This is a genomic window from Streptomyces beijiangensis (genome assembly GCF_017315755.1).
GTDB classification, from domain to species: Bacteria; Actinomycetota; Actinomycetes; order Streptomycetales; family Streptomycetaceae; genus Streptomyces; species Streptomyces beijiangensis.
This window is the reverse complement of the sequence record NZ_JAFLRJ010000383.1, coordinates 1-23,174: the sequence shown is the minus strand read 5'-3', so window position 1 is coordinate 23,174 and position 23,174 is coordinate 1. Positions and strand designations below refer to the sequence as shown.

Here is a 23,174-nt window from a genome sequence, read left to right as displayed (position 1 = left end):
CGCCGCGCGCGGCGTTGACGATCCGCACGGTCGGCTTGACCTTGTGGAGCGCGTCGTCGCCGATGAGGCCGAGCGTCTCGGGGGTCTTGGGAAGGTGGACGGTGATGAAGTCCGAGACCTCGAGCAGCTCGTCGAGGGTGAGGACCTTCACGCCCATCTGCGCGGCGCGTGCGGGCTGCACATAGGGGTCGTACGCGACGATCTTCATACCGAAGGCCGACATGCGCTGGGCGACCAGCGCGCCGATGCGGCCGAGGCCGACGACTCCCAGGGTCTTCTCGGCGAGCTCGACGCCGGTGTACTTCGAACGCTTCCACTCACCGGCCTTCAGCGCCTGGCTGCCCTGGGGGATGTTCCGGGCGGTGGCGATGAGCAGACCGCAGGCGAGCTCGGCGGCGGTGACGATGTTGGAGGTCGGGGCGTTGACGACCATCACGCCGGCCTTGGTGGCGGCGGAGACGTCGACGTTGTCCAGGCCGACACCGGCACGGGCGACGACCCTCAGCTTCTTCGCCAGGGCGATGGCCTCGGCGTCGACCTTGGTGGCGGAGCGTACGAGAATCGCGTCGACATCGACGATGGCGGGCAGCAACTCGGCGCGGTTCGCGCCGTTGCAGTGCCGGATCTCGAAGTCCGGGCCCAGTGCGTCGACAGTGGCGGGCGACAGCTCTTCAGCGATGAGTACGACAGGTTTCGAGCTCACGTGAGTCCTCACAAGTCCAGTGCGGACGGCCGTCCCGACGGCCGCAGGCGGTGGAGGGGCTACCGCGTGGAAGACGCACGACGCTGTGGGCCTGACGCGAATGTGGTGTGCAGTCTAGTGCTGTGCCGGGGCGGCGATTACGCCCCAACGGAAGGATCACCCTCACGGGGGTGGACGCGCTGTACAGGCGTACGAACCAACGTGAACGCCCACGGCGGTGCGAGCCCGGAACCGCCCGCTCCGGCGGACCCGCGAGGGCCCGCCGGAGCAGCGGTGCGGCGGTTGCTTACGCCTCTTCGTCGACCCAGCTCATGAGCTTGCGGAGCTCCTTGCCAGTGGTCTCCAGGAGGTGCTCGGAGTCCGCGGTCTTGTACTCGTTGTACTTCTTCAGACCGCCGTGGTACTCCGCCATCCACTCACGGGCGAACGTGCCGTCCTGGATCTCGGAGAGGATCTTCTTCATCTCGACCTTGGTCTGGTCGGTGATGATGCGCGGGCCGGTGACGTAGTCGCCCCACTCGGCGGTCTCCGAGATGGACCAGCGCATCTTCTCCAGGCCGCCCTCGTACATGAGGTCGACGATGAGCTTCAGCTCGTGGAGGCACTCGAAGTACGCGATCTCCGGCTGGTAACCGGCCTCGGTGAGCGTCTCGAAGCCCGCCTTGACGAGCGCCGCGGTGCCACCGCAGAGAACGGCCTGCTCGCCGAAGAGGTCGGTCTCGGTCTCCTCGGTGAAGGTCGTCTTGATGACGCCGGCGCGGGTGCCGCCGATGCCCTTCGCGTACGAGAGGGCCAGCGCGAGGCCGTTGCCCGTCGGGTCCTGCTCGACGGCCACGATGCACGGGACGCCGCGGCCCTCTTCGTACTGACGGCGCACGAGGTGACCCGGGCCCTTGGGCGCGACCATGCAGACGTCGACGTTGGCCGGCGGCTTGATGAAGTCGAAGCGGATGTTCAGACCGTGGCCGAAGAACAGCGCGTCGCCGTCCTTGAGGTTGTCCTTGATGGACTCCTCGTAGACCTGGGCCTGGAGCGGGTCCGGCACCAGGACCATGATGACGTCGGCCTCGGCGGCGGCCTCGGACACGGTCACCACACGCAGGCCCTGCTCCTCGGCCTTCGCCTTGGACTTGGAGCCCTCGTGGAGACCGACGCGGACGTCGACACCCGAGTCACGCAGCGACAGCGCGTGGGCGTGGCCCTGGCTGCCGTAACCGATGACCGCGACCTTGCGGCCCTGGATGATGGACAGGTCGGCATCGTCGTCGTAGAACAGCTCGGCCACTGGGATATCTCCTTGGTGTGCAGGTGGTGCACCCACCGTACGGCGGGCGGGGGAGGGAAGGTTTGAAGGTCCGGGATCCGGACTCAGGCGCTGCGGTCGAGTGCCCGCAGGGAGCGGTCCGTGATGGACCTGGCGCCGCGCCCTATGGCGATCGTCCCGGACTGGACGAGCTCCTTGATGCCGTACTGCTCCAGCATCTTGAGCATCGCCTCCAGCTTGTCGGCTCCGCCGGTGGCCTCGATGGTCACGGCATCCGGGGAGACGTCGACGGTCTTGGCGCGGAACAGCTGGACGATCTCGGTGATCTGGGACCGCGTCTCGTTGTCGGCGCGGACCTTCACCAGAACGAGCTCGCGCTGGATCGCAGCGCCGGGCTCGAGTTCGACGATCTTCAGAACGTTGACCAGCTTGTTGAGCTGCTTGGTCACCTGCTCTAGGGGCAGCTCCTCGACACCGACCACGATGGTGATCCGGGAGATGTCGGGGTGCTCGGTGACGCCCACGGCGAGCGAGTCGATGTTGAAGCCTCGGCGGGAGAACAGGGCGGCGATCCGGGCGAGGATGCCGGGGGTGTTCTCGACCAGGACGGAGAGCGTGTGCTTGCTGGACATGGTGGCTGGTCTCTCTCTCGGCTCTTCGCTCAGTCGTCTTCGTTGTCGCCGAAGTCGGGGCGGACGCCGCGGGCGGCCATGACCTCGTCGTTGGACGTTCCGGCGGCCACCATCGGCCAGACCATGGCGTCCTCGTGGACGATGAAGTCCACCACGACGGGCCGGTCGTTGATGGAGTTGGCCTCGGCGATGACCTTGTCCAGGTCCTCGGGGCGCTCACAGCGCAGGGCCACACAGCCCATGGCCTCGGAGAGCTTCACGAAGTCGGGGACGCGGGTGCCGGTGTTGGCGCCGCCCTCGCCCTCGCCGTTGTGCAGCACCGTGTTGGAGTAGCGCTGGTTGTAGAAGAGGGTCTGCCACTGGCGGACCATCCCGAGCGCGCCGTTGTTGATGATGGCGACCTTGATCGGGATGTTGTTGAGCGCGCAGGTGGTCAGTTCCTGATTGGTCATCTGGAAGCAGCCGTCGCCGTCGATCGCCCAGACGGTGCGGTCGGGCATGCCCGCCTTGGCGCCCATCGCGGCCGGGACCGCGTAACCCATCGTCCCGGCGCCGCCGGAGTTGAGCCAGGTCGAGGGCTGCTCGTACTGGATGAAGTGCGAGGCCCACATCTGGTGCTGGCCGACGCCCGCCGCGAAGATCGTGCCCTCGGGGGCGGCCTGGCCGATGCGCTCGATGACCTGCTGCGGGGAGAGCGTGCCGTCCTCGGGCAGGTCGTAGCCCAGCGGGTAGGTGTCGCGCCAGCGGTTGAGGTCCTTCCACCAGGCGCTGTAGTCCCCCACATGGCCCTCGGTGTGCTCGGCCTGGACGGCCTGGACCAGGTCGGCGATGACCTCGCGGGCGTCGCCGACGATCGGCACGTCGACCTCGCGGTTCTTGCCGATCTCGGCCGGGTCGATGTCCGCGTGGATGATCTTCGCGAAGGGGGCGAAGCTGTCCAGCTTGCCGGTGACGCGGTCGTCGAAGCGGGTGCCGAGGGCGATCAGCAGGTCGGCCTTCTGCAGCGCGGTGACGGCGGTGACCGCACCGTGCATGCCGGGCATTCCCACGTGCAGCGGATGGCTGTCGGGGAAGGAGCCGAGCGCCATCAGGGTGGTGGTGACGGGCGCTCCGGTGAGCTCGGCCAGGACCTTCAGCTCGGCGGTCGCGCCGGCCTTCATGACACCGCCGCCGACGTACAGCACCGGGCGCTTGGCCTGGGTGATGAGCTTGGCGGCCTCACGGATCTGCTTGGCGTGCGGCTTGGTCACCGGGCGGTAGCCCGGCAGGTCCATCTGCGGCGGCCAGGAGAACGTGGTCTTCGCCTGGAGCGCGTCCTTGGCGATGTCGACCAGGACGGGTCCCGGACGGCCCGTCGAGGCGATGTGGAAGGCCTCGGCGATGGTGTGCGGGATGTCCTCGGCCTTGGTGACCAGGAAGTTGTGCTTGGTGATCGGCATCGTGATGCCGCAGATGTCCGCCTCCTGGAAGGCGTCCGTGCCGATCGAGGCCGCTGCCACCTGGCCGGTGATCGCGACGATCGGGACGGAGTCCATGTGGGCGTCGGCGATCGGGGTGACCAGGTTGGTGGCGCCGGGGCCCGAAGTGGCCATGCACACGCCGACCTTGCCGGTGGCCTGGGCGTAACCGGTGGCCGCGTGGCCCGCGCCCTGCTCGTGGCGGACCAGGATGTGCCGGACCCGGGTGGAGTCCATCATCGGGTCGTACGCCGGGAGGATCGCACCGCCGGGAATGCCGAATACCGTGTCGGCGCCCACCTCTTCGAGGGAACGGATGAGGGACTGCGCACCCGTGACGTGCTCGACGGCGGAGGCGGAGTGCTGTCCGCCGTTACGGGCCCGCGGATGCGGGTGGTGGGCCCCGGTGGCCTGCTCGGTCATCAGCGAATCTCTTCTCGAAGCTGAGGGATTTGCGAGGGTTTGGGAAGTGCCAGTGCAACAAAAAACCCCCCGTGCCGTGAGGCAAGCGAGGGGAGCGCGCCGGTGCGGTCTGCAGAGCTGGTGAGGAGCTCCGCTTCAGCCGACGCGCTTTCCAAGTACGAGAATTCGGGTGCGCATGGCATTGACCCTCCCCCCGGCGCGTAGTGACTGTCAAGTGGGTGGGACGGGCGTCTCAGTATTTGAGCGCACCAGGGAGTGAACGGACGGGCGTGTCCCCAGCAGAACAGGCCTGCCTGCGGCACCGGGCATGCCGGGGACGGGGTAGTCGCCGCGCGACAGCGCGCGCCGCAGCCGGTACTCGTCCAGCGGTCCGGAGAACGCCATCCCCTGCCCGTGTGTACAGCCCATCGCGCGCAGCGCCAGCACCTGTTCGGGGACGTCCACGCCGTCCGCCACCGACTGCAGGCCCAGATCGCAGGCGATCCTCAGCAGACCGCTGGTGATCTTGTGCAGCCTGGCCGACTCCACCACGCCCTCGACCAGACCGCGGTCCAGTTTCAGTACGTCGATGGGCAGTCGGCGCAGTGCGTTGATCGCGGCGTACCCGCTGCCGAATCCGTCCAGGGCGATCCGTACACCCAGCCTGCGCAACGCCATCAGACGGCGCTCCAGGTCCTCGAAGGGGACGCGTGGGTCGCTGTCGGAGATCTCCACGACCAGGGCGCCCGACGGCAGTCCGTACCGGGTCAGCAGCGCCTCGATCGAACCGAGCGGCATGGACTTGTCCAACAATCTGCGCGCGGAGATCCGCACCGCGACAGGCGTCTCGTGCCCCGCCTTGGAGCGCTCGGCGGCCTGCTCCACGGCCTCTTCGAGCAGCCAGCGCCCGAGCTCGGCCGTACGGGCGCCGGCCTCGCTCTCCCCGGTCTCCTGTACGCGCAGGAATTCGGCCGGGGTGAACAGGATGCCCTGGGCGGATCTCCAGCGCGCCTGGGCGGCGACAGCGGTGATCTTCCCGGTGGTGAGGTTGACCACCGGCTGGTGCAGCAGGGCGAACTCCCCGTCGTGCAGGGCCGTTCTCAGCCGGGCGGCCAGCTCCGAGCGGCGCACCACCTCGGCCTGCATCTGCGGGGCGTACAGCTCCACGCGGTCCTTGCCCGCCGCCTTGGCGCGGTACATGGCGAGGTCGGCGTTGCGCATCAGATCGGTCGGCGTGATGCCGGGCTCGGCGAAGGCGACGCCGATGGAGGCCGCGACCCGTACCTCACTGCCCTCGATGCGGTACGGCTGGGAGAGGGTGAGGCGCAGCCGGTCGGCGATCTCATGGACCTGGTACTCACGGGCCGCGTGGTCGCGGCCGCCGTCGCCCAGGATGAGGGCCGCGAACTCGTCACCGCCGAGGCGGGCGGCCGTGTCGGCCACTCTCACCGATTCCTGGAGGCGGCGGGCGGCCTGGATCAGCAGCTCGTCGCCGGCTTGGTGGCCGATGGTGTCGTTCACCGCCTTGAAGCCGTCGAGGTCGATGAAGAGCACTGCCGTGCCGTGGTCGGTGACCCGGCGGCCGCTGAGCGCCTTGCGTACCCGCTGGGTGAACAGGGCGCGGTTGGGCAGATCGGTGAGCGGGTCGTGCTCGGCGTTGTGCTGCAACTGGGCCTGCAGGCGCACCCGTTCGGTGACGTCACGGCTGTTGAAGATCAGACCGCCCTGGTGGCGGTTGACGGTGGACTCCACATTGAGCCAGTCTCCCGTGCCGGAGCGGAAGCGGCACTCGATACGGGTGGTCGGCTCATTCGCGGGGGAAGTGGCCAGAAAGCGCCGCACCTCGTGGACCACGAGCCCCAGGTCCTCCGGATGGATGAGCGAGGCGAGCTCCGAGCCGATGAGGTCGTCGGCCTCCCTGCCGTAGACCCCGGAGGCGGCCGGGGAGACGTACCGCAGGATTCCGGTGGGGGCGGCGATCATGATGACGTCGCTCGAGCCCTGCACCAGGGAGCGGAAGTGGTTCTCCTTCTGCGCCAGTTCATGGGTGAGGGCGATGTTGTCGACGAGCATGATGCCCTGCCGTACGACCAGGGCGAGGACGACGGTGCAGCCCGTGAAGACGACGACCCGGTCCACCCTGCGGCCGTCGACCACGTTGTAGAGGATCCCGAGAGTGCAGACGGCAGCCGCCAGGTACGGGGTGAGGGCGGCCAGCGAACTGGCGATGGGACGGCTGAGATTGCGGATGCCCGGCAGCGCGGGCGCCGGATCCTCACGGAGCGTGTCGCGCGGGGCCGGGCGGGACGCCCGGCGAGCACCCCACGGTGCGTACGCGAGGAGCAGCGAACCGGCGAACCAGCCTGCGTCCAGGAGCTGGCCCGAGCGGTAGTTGTCGCGCAGCAGCGGCGAGGTGAACAGGGCGTCGGACAGGACGGTGAGGGCGAGGGCCGCGATGGCGGTGTTGATGGCCGTGCGGTTGGCGTTCGATCTGCGGAAGTGCAGGGCCAGGACCATCGAGACCAGCACGATGTCCAGGAGCGGGTAGGCGAGCGAGAGCGCGGCATGGGCCACGCTCTCGTGCCTGCCTTCGAGATGCGCGGTGTGCGCGAGGGCCAGGCTCCAGGAGAGCGTCAGCAGCGAGCCGCCGATCAGCCAGGAATCCAGTGCCAGACAGACCCAGCCGGCCCGGGTGACAGGGCGTTTGGCGAGGACGAGCAGTCCGACGATGGCGGGCGGGGCGAAGCAGAGGAAGAAGAGGTCGGCGAGGGAGGGGCTGGGCACCGGTTCGCGCAGGACGACTTCGTACCACCCCCAGACGGCGTTCCCGCCCGCGGCCATCGCGGAGGAGACCGAGAAGAGCAGCCAGGCGGGCCGAAAACGGGTCTCGTGCGTACGTGCGTAGGCGAAGCAGGAGACGGAGGCGAGTGCGGCGGCCGCCGCGAGCCCGAAGTCGCCCATGACCAGGGCCACTTCCGGTGAGCCCCAGCCGAGCGCGGCGCCGGTGGCGTACCCCCCGCACGCCACGGCGAGGAGGAGCTGGGAGAGCAGCCCGGTCGGACCGCCGGATCCGCCGGCGACCGGCGACCGGGAGAGCAGCGCCCCCTGCGCGCTCACCGGTCCGTCCCGGTCGTCGTCTTCTCCGTCGTGGTCCGTGTGGTCCGTGTGGCGCGCGTGGCCTGTGTGGTGGTCCGCGGCGTTGTCTGCGTCGTCTCGGTGCATGAGCCAGGTCTGTGCGTCGGTGCGTGCCAGGATCGTCGTCGGCGGACCTGCCGCGTCGGATGTTTCGTCCATTGGCCGTGCATCGCCCGTCGCCCCCCTCAGTGTCTGTACGCTCCCCCGCACCGCGGATTGCGCGGCGCAGCCCCCGTTCGGGACGATACACCAGTCTCGTCACTCAGGGACATAGTTCCTCTACTCTCCGTCACCACCAAGGGCGTTGCGGGCACCTGGTGCATCCGCGCGCCTGCGGAGAGTGCCTACCCGGTGGTCAGGACGATGTTCTCCAGGGGTTCCGAGGCGGCGAACCGCGTGAGCTGGGCGGCGAGCAGCCGCTTTGCGCGGGGCAGGAACGCCGAAGTGGAGCCGCCGACATGGGGGCTGATGAGGCAGCCGGGTGCATGCCAGAGCGGGTGACCTGCGGGCAACGGCTCAGGATCGGTGACATCCAGGGCGGCAGTGATCCGACCACTCTCCAGTTCGGCGAGGAGCGCCTTGGTGTCGACGACCGGGCCCCGCGAGACGTTCACCAGGAGCGCACCGTCCTTCATACGGGCCAGGAAGTCCGCCCCGGCAAGGCCCTTGGTGTCCTCGGTGAGGGGCGTGGAGAGGATGACGACGTCGGCATCGGGGAGGAGTCCGGGAAGTTCGGCGATCGGATGCACCGGACCGCGCACGGTCTCTCGCGGGGAGCGCGCGACGCGTATCACCCGCGCGCACTCGAAGGGCGCGAGCCGGTCCTCGATGGCCGCGCCGATGGATCCGTAACCGATGATCAGGACGGATTTGTCGGCAAGCGCGGGGTAGAAGCCGGACCGCCACTCCTCCTGCCGCTGCCCCTCCACGAAGCGGGGAAGACCGCGCAGGGAGGCAAGGACCAGGGCGAGGGTGAGTTCGGCGGTCGAGGCCTCGTGGACGCCGCGGGCGTTGCAGAGCCGGATGCCCGGGTGGAGGCCCTGAAGTCCCGGCTGGACATGGTCGGTTCCGGCGGAGAGCGTCTGCACGGCACGGACCGAGGACATCGCGGGGAGCGGGCGCAGCGCGGTGTCCATGCCCTTCATGTACGGGACGACGTAGAAAGCGCAGTCGGCCGGGTCGGCGGGATAGTCGGGGCCGCCGTCCCAGAAGCGGTAGGTGAGGTTCTCGGGGAGTCCGTCGATCTCGTCGGCCGGGATGGGGAGCCACACATCAGCAGTCATGGACAGGAGGTTAGTTTGGTGGCCGGGAACAGGGAGGACGCGGCCAGGTGGAGCGCAGGACGATTGGGGCGGCGGCGCTCGAAGTGGGCGCGATCGGACTCGGCTGCATGCCGATGAGCTGGGCGTACAGCGGATCGGAGCAGAGCGGGAGCCGCTCTCTGCGGGCGGTGCACGCCGCACTCGACGCGGGTTCCTCGCTGCTGGACACGGCCGACATGTACGGGCCCTTCACCAATGAGCTGCTCCTCGGCCGGGTGCTCAGGGAGCGGCGGGCCGATGCCTTCGTCTCCACCAAGTGCGGGCTGCTCGTGGGCGAGCAGCATCTGGTGGCCAACGGGCGGCCCGGGTACATACGGCGGGCGTGCGATGCCTCGCTGCGGCGTCTCGGCACCGATGTGATCGACCTCTACCAGCTGCACCGGGCCGATCCGGAGGTCCCGGTGGAGGAGACCTGGGGTGCGATGGCGGAGCTGGTGGGCGCGGGGAAGGTGCGGGCGCTGGGGCTCTGCGCGGTCGGGGCGCGGGCGGCCCGGCGTTCCGGGGCACGGCTGCACGACCAGACCGTGCGGCAGTTGGAGCGTGTGCAGCAGGTGTTCCCGGTGAGCGCGGTCCAGGCGGAGCTCTCGGTGTGGTCGCCGGAGGCGCTGGACGCACTGCTGCCATGGTGCGAGGCGCGGGGTGTCGGGTTCATGGCCGCGATGCCGCTGGGCAACGGCTTTCTGACGGGGACGCTGACGCCGGGGCAGGGCTTCGAGCCGGACGACGTACGGGCCAGGCATCCGCGGTTCACGGCCGAGATGATGGCGGCCAACCAGCCGGTGGTGGCGGGACTGCGGCGGATCGCGCGGCTCCACGGCGAAGGGACGACTCCGGCGCAGGTGGCGCTGGCCTGGGTGCTGGGGCAGGGGCGGCAGGTGGTGCCGGTGCCGGGGGCCAAGCGGGAGGAGTGGGCGGTGGAGAACGCCGGGGCGGCGGATCTCGTACTGACGGAGGCGGACATGGCGGAGATCGGGGGGCTGCCGCCCGCGCGGGGCTCCTGGGACTGACTTCCTCCGGCTCCTTCCGCCTCCTTCCGGCTTCTTCCGGCTTCTTCCGAAGCCGGATGGGAACCTTCGACAGGGCAGCGGTGTATGACAGGTAGTTGTGCTGTCGTCGAAGGGATCAGGACCGTGCGAACTGTGCAACGTCCAGCCGTGGCAGCTGCGTTGACCGCTGTGGTGCTGCTGCTGTCCGCCGGGTGCTCGTCGTCGGGGAGCGCGAAGGGGACCGCACCGGAATCCGGCAGCCCACCGACGGCCTCCACCGGGCCCGCCGCCGAGTCCTCGGACGGGCCGTCCGCGGAGGCCGCGCCGGCGAAGGGCTCGGTGAAGGTGGTCTCCACCTTGACCACCGGCCTCAAGTCGCCGTGGGGGCTCGCCCCGCTGCCGGAAGGGGATCTGCTGGTCTCCTCGCGCGACGAGGGGACGATCACCCTGGTCGACGGCAAGAGCGGGAAGAAGAGCCTGGTCGGGTCCGTGCCCGGGGTGTCGCCCGGCGGGGAGGGCGGACTGCTCGGGATCGCGCTCTCCCCCACGTACGCCTCGGACCACCTGGTCTACGCGTACTTCACCACCGCGTCCGACAACCGGATCGCGCGGATGCTGTACGACGCGAAGCAGCCGGCCGGCCGTCGTCTCGGCGCCCCGGACACCATCTTCAAGGGCATCCACAAAGGCATGATCCACAACGGCGGGCGGATCGCCTTCGGCCCGGACGGGATGCTCTACGCAGGCGCGGGCGAGACGGGCGACCGCGGGCTGGCCCAGGACAAGAAGGCGCTCGCCGGGAAGATCCTGCGGATGACGCCGGACGGACAGCCCGCCCCGCGCAACCCCGAGGCCGACTCGGTGGTCTACACCTACGGGCACCGCAATGTGCAGGGACTGGCCTGGGACGGACAGAACCGGCTCTGGGCCTCGGAATTCGGCCAGGACACCTGGGACGAACTGAATCTGATCGAGCCGGGGAAGAACTACGGCTGGCCCGTGGTCGAGGGCAGGACGGGCAAGCAGGGGTTCGTCGACCCGGTGGAGCAGTGGGCGACCTCCGAAGCCTCACCGAGCGGTATCGCCATCGTCCGGGGGTCGGTCTGGATGGCAGGGCTGCGCGGTGAGCGGCTCTGGCGGATCCCGCTGAACGGCACAAAGCCGGTGGCCGAGCCGCAGGACTTCCTGAAGGGGAAGTACGGACGGCTGCGCACCGTGGTGGCCGCGGGCGGGGACCGGCTCTGGCTGGTGACCAGCAACACGGACGGGCGGGGCACACCGGCGGCAGGGGACGACCGGATTCTCCAGCTGGAGGTGCGATAGCCGGGGTTACGCTGCTGTTCCTTCCCGGGGGACGCCGCGCCCGAATGCGGCTGCGCCGCGGGCCGGACCCCCGGCCGGACAAGCAGGCCACCGAGCCGATCAGGGTCGGCATCGCGAAGCGAAGTTCAGTGAAACAAGAGGACACCCGACAGGGGGCCGAATGTTCAACATGATCGAGCAGCTGTTCGCGCCGGGGCGCAAGCACACCGACGACGAGCAGAAGCGGCTGGAGCTGTCCCGGGTCGAGCTGGGTGACACCGACCCGGGCCGCGGACCGATAGACCTGACCTCGGGCAAGGTGGTCATCCGACGGCCCGAGTGACCTCCGCCTGTGCGTCCTGCGCCGGGGCCTGCTCGTCGGGGAACAGCCGCAGCCGGTGGGCGAGGGCGGCGGCCTCACCGCGGCCCGTGACGCCCAGCTTCGCCAGGATGTTGGAGACGTGCACACTCGCCGTCTTCGGCGAGATGAACAGCTCCTCGGCGATCTGACGGTTGGAGCGGCCGACCGCGACCAGGCGCAGCACGTCCTGTTCGCGGCTGGTCAGCCCGAAGCCGTCGTCCGGGGCGGAGGCGGCGACGGGTCCCGGTGAGGTGAGCGAGATCCTGGCGCGCTGGGCGAGCAGTTCGGCCTCCTCGCGCAGGGGCCGTGCACCGAGTTGGCCGGCCACGGCGTGAACCAGCCGGATCAGTTCCCCGGCCGCCCCGCGGTCGCCGCCCTCGGCGAGAAGTGCGGCCGCCCAGTGGTGGCGGGCCCGGGCCAGTTCGTACGGGCGCTCCACCTGTTCCAGGGCGGTGACGACCTCGGCCCAGCGCTCGGCGCGGTCGATGCCCTCGGCGCGGTCGGCCTCGGACGCGACGAGGAGGGAGTACGCCGCCCAGACCGGAGCCGGTGCGGCCAGCTTGCGCGCCGTTGTACGGATGTGGGTCAGAGTGGCGGCGCGTCCGGCCTCCGCGGAGGGCAGGCCGCGGGTGTTCGCCTCGGCGGTGGCGGCCGCGAACAGCAGGGGCCAGGCGAAGCGCTGGGTGCCGGGCGCGAATCCGGCCTCCACCGTACGGGCCAGTTCGGCCCTGGCGTCGTCGAGGCGGCCCTGGCCGGCGGCTATCCCCAAGACGATCTGGGACACCGGGATGGAGTGCTGGGGCATCGGGTCGTGAGTGCCGAAGTGTTCGTGCGCGGAGGCCAAGTGGGCGGTGGCCGCGTCCAGTTCACCGCGGGCCAGAGCCAGGGCGGCCAGCAGGAGCGCGACGCCGCCCCGCGGTGCGGTGCTGTGTGCCGCGTCCAGCACACGCTGGGCGCAGCCTCCGAGTTCGTCCCAGCGGCCGAGCGAGAACAGTGATTCGGCCATGTTGCGGCGGGCCCAGGCCTCGTTGTCGCCCAGGCTGTAGGTGCGTGCCAGCTCGACCCCGGCGGCGGCCACCTCGATCGCTTCGCTGGAGCGACCGACGGACTCCAGGTTCGACGCCAGGTTCGTATGGGCGCGGCCCAGTTCTGCGATCAGGCCGAGCTCGCCGATGCGCTTGAGGGTGTCGCGCATGATGGTGAGTCCGCGCTCGATGTCACCCGAGTCGGCCAGGAGTCCGCCGAGCGTGAGCCGGGCGCTCAGTTCGATCTCCTCCGCGTCGACCAGCCGGGCGTACTCCACGGCGCGTTCGGCGGCGGCCAGGCTGTCGGGGCCCGGTTCATGGAGCCAGCCCCAGTTCGCCGAGCTGGCGAGCACCTGTGCGTGGACGGCGGACGGCGAGAGGCCGCGCACCAGTTCCTGCGCGCGGGAGATCTCCGCCCAGCCGTCGCCCCGGCCCAGGTTCTGCATCAGCCGGGAGCGCTGGATCCAGAACCAGGCGGCGCGAAGAGGGTCCCCCGTGCTCGAACGAAGTGGAGAGCTCGGGGGAGGATCCTGCTCATCCTCGATCATCCGCAGCGCCTTCTTGCAGATCTTCAGGGCGCGTTCGCGCTCCCCGCAGAGGCGTGCGGCGACGGTGGCCTCGGCCATCAGGTCGAGATAGCGCAGCACGGCCGTGGAGTCCGGCGCGCAGTCGCAGGCCGGGTAGGCGTCGGCGTAGTCGAGCGGCCGCAGCTCGCGCCGCACCTCGTCGGGGGCGCTGTCCCAGACCTCCATCGCGCGCTCCAGGAGCCGCAGCTGCTCGGAGTAGGCGTGCCGGCGCCGCGCCTCGACGGAGGCGTTGAGTACGGCGGGCAGGGCCTTGGCCGCGTCGTGCGCGTAGTACCAGTAACCGGCAAGACGGGTGGTGCGCTCGTCGGCCCGTACAAGAGAGGGGTCGGCCTCCAGGGCCTCGGCGCACCGCCGGTTGAGACGGGAACGCTCGCCCGGCAGCAGGTCGTCGCTGACGGCCTCGCGGACCAGGGAGTGCCGGAAGCGGTAGCCGTCGCCGTCCGGCGTGGCAAGGAGGATGTTGGCGCCGACGGCGGCCCGCAGCGCCTCGATGAGGTCGTCCTCGGAGAGCCGGGCGACCGCCGCGAGCAGCGGGTACTCGACGGTGGAGCCGCCTTCGGCGACGAAGCGGGCGACGCGCTGGGCGTTCTCGGGCAGCGTCTCGACCCGGACCAGGAGCAGGTCGCGCAGGGAGTCGCTGATGCCCGTGACGCAGCCGTTCTCGCTGCAGACGGCGAGTTCCTCGACGAAGAAGGCGTTGCCGTCGGAGCGGGTGAAAATGTCGTCGACGAGGCGGGCGTCCGGTTCGGCGGCGAGGATTCCGGTCAGCTGGCGGTGGACCTCGGACCGGGTGAAGCGGTCGAGCTCGATGCGCCTGACCGTACGCAGCCGGTCCAGTTCGGCCAGGAGCGGGCGCAGCGGGTGGCGGCGGTGGATGTCATCGGCCCGGTAGGTGGCGACGACGACGATCCGTCCCCGGCGCAGGGTCCGGAAGATGTACGAGAGGAGATGGCGCGTGGATGCGTCCGCCCAGTGCATGTCCTCCAGGACGAGCACCACCGTGCGGTCCGCGGCGGTCCGCTCCAGGAGACGGACGGTCAGTTCGAAGAGGCGCGCGGTGCCGTCCTCGGTGCGGGAGTTGCTGCTCGTCTCGCCCAGTTCGGGCAGCAGCCGGGCCAGTTCGTCCTCCTGCCCCGTGGCGGCAGCGGCCATCTCGTCGGGCAGCCGGCGGCGCAGTGCGCGCAGCGCGGTCGAGAAGGGTGCGTACGGGAGCCCGTCCGCACCGATCTCGACGCAGCCGCCGAGCGCCACGACCGCGTCGCGGCGGCAGGCGCCGGCGATGAACTCCTCGACGAGGCGGGTCTTGCCGACCCCTGCCTCACCGCCGAGGAGCAATGCCTGCGGCTCGCCCGCGGCGGCGCGGGCGAGCGCATCGTTCAGGATGGTCAGCTCGTCGGCACGACCGACGAACACCGGGCTCACGGACGTGTTTTCCACACCGCCGAGCATCGCACAGCCGTCCGGCGATGCGGCACCTGTTTGTACTGCCGGGAGCGGCACGACGTGCATCAGGCGGCCCGGACGAAGCGGGAGCGCAGCGAGCTCACCCGCCCCTCCGTTCCGTCCTTCGCAGACCGCCGCGCGGCGCGACGGGCGTCGCGCCGGGCCCGGCGGATCTCGTTGACGAGGCGCTGGTGGTCGGCCTGGCGGAGGAGTTCGGCGGTGCGCTGCTTCTGGATCTCGTACTCGAACATGATGCGATCCCCTGTACTGAAGGTGTGTTGTCGCTTTCTGCGATGTCTCAACCTTCGTCTCCCAGGGGGTGCTGCCACATCGGGAGAGTGCCGCATCTCCATGGCGAAGGGGCCTTAGGCGGCGTACGCGGAGGGGGTGCGTATGCGCCTAAGGCCCCTTGCCGGGTGCTTAGGAGTGGAGCTCGGTGCCTAGGCGGACGGGAGTCCCGGCGTACCCAGGATGATGTCGGTGTACTTGGCGATGGCGAGCAGCAGCCCGATGACGCCGAGGACGAGACCCGCCCAGGACACGGACTTGATCCACGCGGCCTGCGCCTTGCGGGGAGCACCGAAGGCGGGGGCGGCGAGCACGGCGCCCGCGACGATCAGGGCGAGCAGCGCGAAGAGGCCGCCGATGAGCGCGGTCGCGTGCCAGCCGTCGGTGTACCCCTCCTTGATCTGCGTCGCGACGGGCGACGAGGAGGACATCTTGACCTGTCCGGAGAGCGTCTCCCAGGCACCCGTGACGGTCCCCAGCCAGCTGCCGCTCAGCGAGATGAAGCCGAGCGCGGCGGCCACGACGGCTGCCGCACCGGACTTGACTCCGGTGGAGGCGGCGGCCTCTTCCGCGTCGAGCAGCGCGTCCAGCTCCTCGTCGTCTTCCTCGTCGTCGTCCGCGGTCGCCTCCGCCGCGGCCTCCTCGGCCTCGGCAGCCTGCGCCTTGGCAGCGGTGTCGGTCGTTTCGGTCTTGGTGGTGGCGTTCATGGGCCGCACGCTAGGGGGCTTTTCTGAGAGTCCCCTTAACGTTTCCTGTGAGCTCTCCACTCGGGAGCGAGGACCGACCAGATCTCTTCGTCGTGCCGGACACCCTTGTACGGGTACGCCTCGCGCAGTGTCCCGTCGTGCTTCATGCCGAGCCGCTTGGCGACGTTGATGCTCGCGGTGTTGCCGGAGGCCGCGATCCACTCCACCCGGTGCATCCCGCGCTCGTCGACCGCCCAGTCGATGAGCACGCCGATGGCCGTGGTGATCAGTCCGCGCCCGGTGGCCGCGGGCTCCAGCCAGCAGCCGACCTCGCAGGTGCCCATCGCGGGTTCGAAGATACGGAAGAGGACGCCGCCGACCAGGGTGCCGTCCAGCCAGATGCCGTACAGCCGCCCGCCGTCGGCGGCCTGCTTCTCCGCGTACGACTGGAGGAAGGCCCGCGCCGACTCCAGGTCCTTGTTGACGTCGGCGAATCCGATGTACTGGCCGATGAAGTCCCGGCCCCGGTCGACGTGGGCGAGGAATTCCTCTGCGCGCCACGGCTCCAAGGGCTTGAGCTCAGCGCCGTCGCCCAGCGATATCGCGAACATTCTTCTTCTCCTCCGCCTTCTCCGCCACCGCGGTGTGTCCCTGCTCCGGGATCCTCGCACGGGTGCGGCACTCGGGCGGCTCGATACTGATCCGCGGCAGCCGGCGGTCGAGCCAGCCGGGCAGCCACCAGTTCGCGCCGCCGAGCATGTGCATCAGGGCGGGTACGAGCAGCGTACGAAGGATGAAGGCGTCCAGCGCGACGGCCGCCGCGAGGCCGATCCCGAACATCGCGATCACGCGCTCGCCGCTCAGTACGAAGGCCAGGAAGACCGAGATCATGATCACCGCGGCGGAGTTGATCACCCGGCTGGTCTCGGCGAGGCCGACCCGTACGGCCCGCCGGTTGTCGCCGGTCTCCAGCCACTCCTCGTACATCCGGCTGACCAGGAAGACCTGGTAGTCCATGGAGAGCCCGAAGAGCACGGAGACCATGATCACGGGCAGGAAGGGCTCGATCGGCCCGGCGCTGCCCAGGCCGAGGAGTTCGCTCCCCCAGCCCCACTGGAAGACGGCGACGACGATTCCGAAGGCGGAGGCGACGGCCATCACGTTCATCGCGGCGGCCTTGAGCGGGATGCCCACGGACCGGAAGGCGAGCAGCAGGAGCACGCTCCCCAGGGCGATCACCGAACCCACGAAGAGCGGCAGCTTGCCGACGATCACCCCGGCGAAGTCGTCGTAGCCCGCGGTCACTCCCCCGACATGGACGTCGAGCGAGGTCCCGCTCTCGGCCTTCGGCAGAACGTCGGTCCGCAGCCGTTCCACCAGGTCGCTGGTCTTCTGCGACTGCGGCGACGATTCGGGTACGACGGTGATCAGGGCCGTGTCGCCGCTGCCGTTGTAGGTGATGGAGCTGACGGAGGCGACGTCCTCGGTGGCGCGCAGCTGTCCGGGCAGCTGGTCCATGGCGAGCCGGTCGGCGGCCCCGTCCATCTCGGCGACCAGCGTGAGCGGCCCGTTGACCCCGGGGCCGTACCCCTGGGCGAGCAGGTCGTACGCCTGCCGGGTGGTCGACGACGCCGGGTTGTTGCCCTGGTCCGATGTGCCCAGGTGCAGCCCCAGGGTCGGTACGGCGAGCCCCAGCATCACCACGGCTGCTATCGCACCGAGCAGCTTGGGGTGGCGCTCGACGAAGACCGACCAGCGGGCGGCGAGCCCGGTGGGCACCTCGGGCCGCGGTCCGTGCTCGGTGAGCTGCCGCCGCTCGCGCCGGCTCAATGCGCGCATCCCGACGTACGAGAGGAGGGCGGGCAGCAGTGTCACCGATGCGGCGACGGTCAGCACCACGGTGAGAGAGGCGGCGACGGCCACCCCGTTGAGGAAGCTGAGGCGCAGGATCAGCATCCCGAGGAGGGCGATGCAGACGGTGGCGCCCGCGAAGACGACGGCCCGGCCGGTGGTGGCGACCGCGGTGACCACCGCTTCGCCGACCGGCAGACCGCGCCGCAGCCCCTTGCGGTATCTGGTCACGATGAACAGGGCGTAGTCGATCCCGACCCCGAGGCCGATGAGGGTGCCCAGCATCGGGGCGAAGTCGGCGACGGTCATGACATGACCGAGCAGGGTGATTCCCGCGTAGGCCGTACCGACCGAGACGAGTGCGGTGGCGATCGGCAGCATGCTGGCGGCGAACGACCCGAAGGCCAGGAAGAGCACGACGGCGGCGACGCTCACGCCCACGATCTCGCTGATGTTGGCGCTGGACGCCTCGGTCAGGGCGATCGCGCTGCCGCCCAGCTCGACCTGGAGCCCGTCACCGGCGGCCGCCTTGGCGGTGTCGACGACGGCCTGGGCCTGGGCCGCGGGAATGGCGTCGGACTGCTGGTCGAAGGTGACGGTCGCGTACGCGGTGTGCCCGTCCTCGCTGACCAGCTCGCCGCTCACGGAGGCGACCCCGTCGAGTCCCCGGACGTCCTTGAGGACCTTGTCCATCCGCTGGTCGACGCCGGCGGCCCTGACGGTCCCGCTGTCCGTGTGCCAGACGATGGTGTCGCTGTCGCCGCCCTGGCCGTGGAAGGCCTCGTCGAGCAGTGCGGTCGCCCGCCCCGACTCCGTCCCTGGAACCTCGTAGTCGGTGGAGTACGCGGACCCGGCTATCCCTGCCGCCGCGGCCGTGCCCCCGAGGGCGACGAGCCAGAGCAGGACGGCGAGAAGGCGGTGGCTGATGCACCACCGGGCGATTGCTGCCACGGGCGTACTCCCTGGGTGGTTCGTGGATCTTTATCGGGAATTGCCCGCAAAGAGCGCATGACCTGTGACGGGTCACTCTGACACCCAAAGGTGATCAATTGCCCGTTTCGTGGCACTCGTCACAGCGGTACGCGCTCGGGGCACCCGGCTGTCAGTGGCTGCCCGTAGAGTCGTCCCATGGCTTCCGACGACAACGGGACCGGCACCGCCCGTATCGACACCTGGATCTGGTCCGTACGGCTGACCAAGACCCGCTCCCAGGCCGCCGCCGCCTGCCGGGCCGGTCACGCGCGTCTGAACGGTGAGCGGGTCAAGCCGGCCCACGCCGTTCAGATCGGCGACGAGGTGCGGCTGTTCCATGCGGGCCGGGAGCGGATCGTGGTCGTCTCCAAGGTCGTACGGAAACGGGTCGGCCCCCCGGTCGCCGCCGAGAGCTACGTCGACAACAGCCCGCCGCCCCCTGCACCCGAGATCGCCGTGGAGATCCCGGTGCGGGACCGCGGTACGGGGCGCCCCACCAAGCGCGACCGCCGCGAGATGGAACAGCTGCGCCGGCACTGACCGGCCAGGAAGCGGCGTCCTCGGCGGTCTGCAGGATCGCCAGGATGTCCCTGGCCGCGAAGTCCGGCAGGTCCAGGTTCTCGGCCACCGCCGTGAGGCGCAGCCCTGCCGGGTTCCCTCAGCCGCGCGGCAGGTAACCGCGCAGATAGGCCCGTACGCCCGAAGCGATCAGCTCGTCGACCGTCTTCCGCGGCAGCGGGACCGCGCCGTGGTACGAGCGCGCCGTGACCTCGGTTCCGGTCAGATGGATGAAGTGGAGGGCCGCCCGCTCCGGGTCGTCGGCCTCGATCAGCCCCTCGGCGGCCAGACCGGCGAAACGCTCGGCGAGGACGCGGAACGTCTTGCGCGGCCCCGCCTCCTGCCAGGCCTCCAGGAGCTCCGGGGGCAGATGACCGACCTCGGCGTTCAGCTGGCGCACGAGGGCGAAGTGGTCGGGGAACTTCTCCAGCGGTTCGATCCAGCCGTGCGCGAAGGCCACCAGATCGGACTCCAGGTCGGTGACCTTGCGCAAGTAGCGGTCGATCAGGTCGAGTTGGGCGGCGACGATCTGCTCGGCGCCCTCCGTCACCACGACACGGAAGAGCTCGGACTTCCCCCCGTCGAAGTGGTTGTAGATGGTGCGGGTGGAGACGTCGGCCTCCTTGGCGATGGAGCCGATGCTCGCCCGTGTATAGCCGTCGCGCCCGAAGACCGCGCGGGCGCCGCGCACGATCGCCTCCCGCTTCTCCGCGAGCCCGGCCCGCTTCACCGCTGTTCCCACACCGCACCTCCGATTGATTTACAACGATCGTTGCATTCATTGCCATGCACGTTGTACTTTACTCGACATGACGAAGAACAGCACGTCCTCGGCCCCCCTCCGCGTCGCCGTCCTCACCAGTTCGACCCGCGAAGGCAGGTTCAGCCCCGTGGTCACGGACTGGTTCATGCGCTTCGCCGCCCGGCGCGGCGACCTCGAACTCGACCTGATCGACGTGGCCGCCCACCCCCTCCCCGGCGTCCTGCACTCCTCGGACCCCGGCGCCGCCGCACTGCTCGACGCCGTCAGCCCGCGACTGGAGGCGGCCGATGCGTTCGTCTTCGTGACACCCGAGTACAACCACAGCTTCCCGGCACCCCTGAAGAACGCCATCGACTGGCACTACAGCCAGTGGCAGGCCAAGCCCGTCGGCTTCGTCTCCTACGGCGGCATCAGCGGCGGACTGCGCGCCGTCGAGCAACTGCGCCAGATCTTCGCCGAGTTGCACGCCATGACCGTCCGCGACAGCGTCAGCTTCCACATGGCCTGGGAGCAATTCGGCGAGGACGGCGACCCGGTGAACCCGCAGCTCCCCGAGGGCGCCGGCAAGGGCATGCTCGACCAGCTCACCTGGTGGGGCCACACCCTGCGCACGGGCCGCACCGAGCGCCCCTACGGAGCCTGACCCGACCGCACGCCTTCCAGGGGGAGTTACGGACATGAGCACCACCAGCGCCGCCGCGAGGCAAGCCCCGGCACCCGCCGCCACCCCGAACCGCCACGGCCCTCTCGCCGTCGCAGCCGTCGTCATTCTCGGCTCCTTCATGACCGTGCTCGACATGACCATCGTCAACGTCGCACTGGGCCACCTCTCCACGACCTTCCACGCCCCGCTCTCCACCATCCAGTGGACGGCCACCGGCTACACCCTCGCCCTGGCGACCGTCATTCCCGTCACGGCCTGGGCGATGTCCCGCTTCGGCACCAAGCGGCTCTACCTCACCGCGATCACGCTCTTCGTCCTCGGTTCGGCCCTCACCGGCCTTGCCTGGAGCTCCGGTTCGCTGATCGCCTTCCGCGTCCTGCAGGGGCTCGGCGGCGGAATGATCATGCCGATCGGGATGACGATCGTGCTGCGCGCCGCCGACCCCGCCCGCAAGGGCCGCATGATGGGGCTGCTCGGCATCCCCGTCCTCGTCGGACCGATGGCGGGGCCGGTGCTCGGCGGCTGGTTCGTGGATTCCTTCTCCTGGCGCTGGATCTTCTTCATCAACATCCCTGTGGGCATCGCGGCCCTGGTGCTCGGCACCCGGATCCTGCACGCGGACCGCCCGTCCGGGACGCCCCGCCGGCTGGACCTCCCGGCCCTCCTCATGCTCTCCCCCGGCCTGGCCGCGCTGATCTACGGCCTCTCGGTGGGCGGCGAGCACGCCGACTTCACGACCCCAGGCGTGCTCGTACCGTCCGTGGCCGGTGCGGCGCTGCTGGCAGCGGCGATCGTACGGACACTCAGGTCGGACCGCCCTCTGATCAACCTGGCCCTGCTGCGCAGCCCCTCCTTCGCCCGCGCCGTCACCACCCTGGTGCCGTTCACCGCCGCGTACTTCGGGTCGATGATCCTCATCCCCCTGTACTGGCAGAACGTGCGCGGCCTGACCGCCACCGAGACGGGCCTGCTCGCCATCCCGCAGGCGCTGGTCACCGGCACCACCATGCAGATCGCCAGCCGCCTCACCGACCGGATCGCGCCGCGGCGGATCGCGACACCCGGAGTCCTGATCGCGGTGACGGGCTTCCTGCTGGCCACCCTCCAGTCCGGGGCCCACGCCCCCATCTGGCGGCTGTCAGGATCGCTCACGCTGATGGGCGTCGGTATCGGCATGACCATGATGCCGACCATGACCTCGGCGACCCGCTCCCTCACCGGGGAGGACATCGGCTCGGCGACGACAGCACTGACGATCATCCAGCAGGTCAGCGCCTCGCTCGGCACCGCGCTGATGGCAGTGCTGCTCACCACCACCGGGTCCTTCACCGCGGCCTTCGGCTGGGCGGTGGCCCTGATGGCGCTGGCGCTGCCGTCGGCGCTGCGGCTCTCGGCGAAGAAGCCGTAGCGGAGACGACAACGCGGCCCCGAGGGAACGTTCACCTCGGGGCCGCGTGCTGTGGGGCCGGTCAGGCCGGCAGGTTCCACTGCTGGTTCGTGCCGCCCGCGCAGGTCCAGATCTGGAGCCTGGTGCCGTTGGCCGTGGACTTGTCCGTGACGTCGAGGCACTTGCCCGACACCGGGTTGACCAGGGTGCTGCCCGAGCCCTTCTGCCACTGCTGGGCGGCGGTGCCGTTGCAGTCGTAGAGCTGGGCCTTGGTGCCGTTGGCCGTCCCGGCCGCTGTCAGGTCCAGGCACTTGCCGAGGGCCTGGAGCGAGCCGTCGGCCGCCACCGTCCACTGCTGGGCTCCGGAGCCGTTGCAGTCGTAGAGCTGGACCGCCGCTCCGTTGGCGCTGCTCGCCGAGGCGATGTCGACGCACTTGCCGCCGAGGCCGGTGATCTGGCCGGTGGGCGCGCCGGGGGCCGTGCCACCGCCGCTCATCGTCGTACTGAAGGTGCGGGAGAACTGGTACGCGCTCTGCGGGGTGCCGCTGCAGGTGTCGGAGAGCTGGCCGTTGGTGGCGCAGGCCTTGTCGCGGCCCAGGGACCAGAAGGCCAGTTCCTGGATGCCCTTGGACTTCGCGAAGTTCGCGAGGGTGGTGGCGTTGGCGGTGGAGAAGACCTCCGCCTGGGTGTCGTTGACCCCGATCATCGGGGTGTTGCCCTCCATCGCCCAGAGCTGGGCCGACGTCTTGGTCGTCCATATGGAGCCGAGCTGGGTGTGGAGCGCGGTCGCCGCGTCCGTCGCCGCCTTGCCCATGTCCATGGCGGGCCCGTAATCCATCGTCATGATGTTGACGAGGTTGACGGTGAGGTTGTTGCTCTTGGCGTTGTTGAGCAGGTTGATCGAATTCTGCTCCAGGCCGGTGGGGTTGACCGGGAGCGTGTACTGCACGTCCAGCTTCCGGCCCGCGGTCGCGTACTCCTGCTGGAGCTGGGCGAGCGCCTGGTTGCGGCGGGTGTTGGCCGTGGTGTTGTCGAGCGTGGAACCCTCTATGTCGAGGTCGATCCTGGTGAGGTTGAGCCCGTCGATCACCCGCTTGTACTGCGCCTTGAGCGCCGACACCGAGGTGCAGGCCAGGCCGAGCTCGGTGCCGGACGCGCCGCCGAAGGAGGCGATGACGTCGCCGCCCGCGCTCCGCAGGGAGTTGATGGCGGAGGTCCAGGCGGCGTCGGTGACCGAGGTGTCGCCGTTGAAGGTGGCGTTGCAGCCGCCGCCGTCGATGACGAAGGCGAGCGTGAAGTACTTCAGGCCGGTGGCGGTACGGGCATTGGCCAGCGCGGAGGGCGAGTTCCAGACCTCGGCGTAGGGGGCGGCGTACTGGGCGGGGA

The 23,174-nt window shown here is 70.0% G+C and carries 19 protein-coding genes; 6 read left to right on the top strand and 13 right to left on the bottom strand.

All coding sequences use genetic code 11. The features are described from left to right. The 6 genes from J0695_RS31635 to J0695_RS31610 form a co-directional block, all read right to left on the bottom strand. On the bottom strand, positions 1-703 hold a 703-nt coding region (locus J0695_RS31635), incomplete at its 3' end, for a hydroxyacid dehydrogenase (RefSeq protein WP_307798827.1). A 286-nt stretch (positions 704-989) separates the two neighbouring features. After that, on the bottom strand, positions 990-1,988 hold the full coding sequence (gene ilvC, locus J0695_RS31630; protein WP_206967896.1) for a ketol-acid reductoisomerase: 999 nt from the start codon (positions 1,986-1,988) through the stop codon (positions 990-992). 83 nt (positions 1,989-2,071) lie between these two features. Then, on the bottom strand, positions 2,072-2,599 hold the full coding sequence (ilvN, locus tag J0695_RS31625; protein ID WP_206967893.1) for an acetolactate synthase small subunit: 528 nt from the start codon (positions 2,597-2,599) through the stop codon (positions 2,072-2,074). A gap of 29 nt (positions 2,600-2,628) precedes the next feature. Further along, entirely contained in the window at positions 2,629-4,479 is a 1,851-nt protein-coding gene (locus J0695_RS31620; RefSeq protein WP_206967892.1) for an acetolactate synthase large subunit, read from the bottom strand. A gap of 210 nt (positions 4,480-4,689) precedes the next feature. Then, the gene (locus J0695_RS31615; protein ID WP_307798828.1) at positions 4,690-7,575 is read right to left on the bottom strand and encodes a putative bifunctional diguanylate cyclase/phosphodiesterase; all 2,886 of its coding nucleotides are present in this window, start codon (positions 7,573-7,575) and stop codon (positions 4,690-4,692) included. 362 nt (positions 7,576-7,937) lie between these two features. Then, positions 7,938-8,876 carry a 2-hydroxyacid dehydrogenase gene (locus tag J0695_RS31610; protein ID WP_206967890.1) on the bottom strand — a complete coding sequence of 313 codons (939 nt, stop codon included), beginning with the start codon at positions 8,874-8,876 and terminating at the stop codon, positions 7,938-7,940. A 47-nt stretch (positions 8,877-8,923) separates the two neighbouring features. Here J0695_RS31610 and J0695_RS31605 point away from each other — a divergent pair, with 47 nt between their 5' ends. The 3 genes from J0695_RS31605 (at position 8,924) to J0695_RS31595 (ending at position 11,546) form a co-directional block, all read left to right on the top strand. After that, positions 8,924-9,922 (top strand): aldo/keto reductase, encoded by a 999-nt coding sequence (locus J0695_RS31605; RefSeq protein WP_206967888.1) that lies wholly within the window; start codon positions 8,924-8,926, stop codon positions 9,920-9,922. 84 nt (positions 9,923-10,006) lie between these two features. Beyond that, the gene (locus J0695_RS31600; RefSeq protein ID WP_206967886.1) at positions 10,007-11,224 is read left to right on the top strand and encodes a PQQ-dependent sugar dehydrogenase; all 1,218 of its coding nucleotides are present in this window, start codon (positions 10,007-10,009) and stop codon (positions 11,222-11,224) included. Between the two features lie 160 nt (positions 11,225-11,384). Next, on the top strand, positions 11,385-11,546 hold the full coding sequence (locus J0695_RS31595; protein WP_242553443.1) for a DUF6191 domain-containing protein: 162 nt from the start codon (positions 11,385-11,387) through the stop codon (positions 11,544-11,546). On the opposite strand, the gene J0695_RS31590 is transcribed toward J0695_RS31595, so the two are convergent. The 5 genes from J0695_RS31590 to J0695_RS31570 form a co-directional block, all read right to left on the bottom strand. Then, positions 11,527-14,625: a helix-turn-helix transcriptional regulator gene (locus tag J0695_RS31590; RefSeq protein ID WP_206967900.1), complete on the bottom strand. Its 3,099-nt coding sequence runs from the start codon at positions 14,623-14,625 to the stop codon at positions 11,527-11,529. The two genes, J0695_RS31595 and J0695_RS31590, sit on opposite strands and share 20 nt — an antisense overlap. A 59-nt stretch (positions 14,626-14,684) precedes the next feature. Continuing rightward, complete coding sequence (locus J0695_RS31585; RefSeq protein WP_206967884.1) at positions 14,685-14,870, bottom strand: hypothetical protein; 186 nt, start codon at positions 14,868-14,870, stop codon at positions 14,685-14,687. Positions 14,871-15,059: 189 nt separating this feature from the next. After that, positions 15,060-15,614 carry a hypothetical protein gene (locus tag J0695_RS31580; RefSeq protein ID WP_206967882.1) on the bottom strand — a complete coding sequence of 185 codons (555 nt, stop codon included), beginning with the start codon at positions 15,612-15,614 and terminating at the stop codon, positions 15,060-15,062. A 35-nt stretch (positions 15,615-15,649) separates the two neighbouring features. Then, a complete protein-coding gene (locus J0695_RS31575; RefSeq protein WP_206967880.1) occupies positions 15,650-16,204 on the bottom strand; it encodes a GNAT family N-acetyltransferase in 555 nt (184 codons plus the stop codon). After that, positions 16,173-18,395 (bottom strand): MMPL family transporter, encoded by a 2,223-nt coding sequence (locus J0695_RS31570; RefSeq protein ID WP_206967878.1) that lies wholly within the window; start codon positions 18,393-18,395, stop codon positions 16,173-16,175. Before J0695_RS31570 ends, J0695_RS31575 begins: the two co-directional genes overlap by 32 nt. Before the next feature lie 177 nt (positions 18,396-18,572). Here J0695_RS31570 and J0695_RS31565 point away from each other — a divergent pair, with 177 nt between their 5' ends. After that, complete coding sequence (locus tag J0695_RS31565) at positions 18,573-18,956, top strand: RNA-binding S4 domain-containing protein (protein ID WP_206967876.1); 384 nt, start codon at positions 18,573-18,575, stop codon at positions 18,954-18,956. 118 nt (positions 18,957-19,074) lie between these two features. Here the strand turns inward: J0695_RS31565 and J0695_RS45515 are convergent, their stop codons facing one another. Continuing rightward, entirely contained in the window at positions 19,075-19,716 is a 642-nt protein-coding gene (locus J0695_RS45515) for a TetR/AcrR family transcriptional regulator (protein WP_307798826.1), read from the bottom strand. A 67-nt stretch (positions 19,717-19,783) separates the two neighbouring features. Here J0695_RS45515 and J0695_RS31555 point away from each other — a divergent pair, with 67 nt between their 5' ends. Continuing rightward, a complete protein-coding gene (locus J0695_RS31555; protein ID WP_206967874.1) occupies positions 19,784-20,380 on the top strand; it encodes an NADPH-dependent FMN reductase in 597 nt (198 codons plus the stop codon). Positions 20,381-20,414: 34 nt separating this feature from the next. After that, positions 20,415-21,809, top strand: a complete 1,395-nt coding sequence (locus J0695_RS31550; protein WP_206967871.1) for a DHA2 family efflux MFS transporter permease subunit — start codon at positions 20,415-20,417, stop codon at positions 21,807-21,809. Positions 21,810-21,870: 61 nt separating this feature from the next. Here the strand turns inward: J0695_RS31550 and J0695_RS31545 are convergent. After that, positions 21,871-23,174: chitinase (locus J0695_RS31545; protein ID WP_206967870.1), on the bottom strand; the 1,304-nt coding region annotated here is incomplete at its 5' end.

Bases quoted from the DNA above. Each gene is read 5' to 3' on its own strand.
- J0695_RS31600 (WP_206967886.1), top strand. From the start codon at position 10,007: ATGACAGGTAGTTGTGCTGTCGTCGAAGGGATCAGGACCGTGCGAACT.
- J0695_RS31580 (WP_206967882.1), bottom strand. From the start codon at position 15,614: ATGAACGCCACCACCAAGACCGAAACGACCGACACCGCTGCCAAGGCG.
- J0695_RS31590 (WP_206967900.1), bottom strand. From the start codon at position 14,625: ATGCTCGGCGGTGTGGAAAACACGTCCGTGAGCCCGGTGTTCGTCGGT.
- J0695_RS31620 (WP_206967892.1), bottom strand. From the start codon at position 4,479: ATGACCGAGCAGGCCACCGGGGCCCACCACCCGCATCCGCGGGCCCGT.
- ilvN (WP_206967893.1), bottom strand. From the start codon at position 2,599: ATGTCCAGCAAGCACACGCTCTCCGTCCTGGTCGAGAACACCCCCGGC.
- J0695_RS31550 (WP_206967871.1), top strand. From the start codon at position 20,415: ATGAGCACCACCAGCGCCGCCGCGAGGCAAGCCCCGGCACCCGCCGCC.
- J0695_RS31565 (WP_206967876.1), top strand. From the start codon at position 18,573: ATGGCTTCCGACGACAACGGGACCGGCACCGCCCGTATCGACACCTGG.
- J0695_RS31585 (WP_206967884.1), bottom strand. From the start codon at position 14,870: ATGTTCGAGTACGAGATCCAGAAGCAGCGCACCGCCGAACTCCTCCGC.
- J0695_RS31595 (WP_242553443.1), top strand. From the start codon at position 11,385: ATGTTCAACATGATCGAGCAGCTGTTCGCGCCGGGGCGCAAGCACACC.
- J0695_RS31555 (WP_206967874.1), top strand. From the start codon at position 19,784: ATGACGAAGAACAGCACGTCCTCGGCCCCCCTCCGCGTCGCCGTCCTC.
- J0695_RS31575 (WP_206967880.1), bottom strand. From the start codon at position 16,204: ATGTTCGCGATATCGCTGGGCGACGGCGCTGAGCTCAAGCCCTTGGAG.
- J0695_RS31610 (WP_206967890.1), bottom strand. From the start codon at position 8,876: ATGACTGCTGATGTGTGGCTCCCCATCCCGGCCGACGAGATCGACGGA.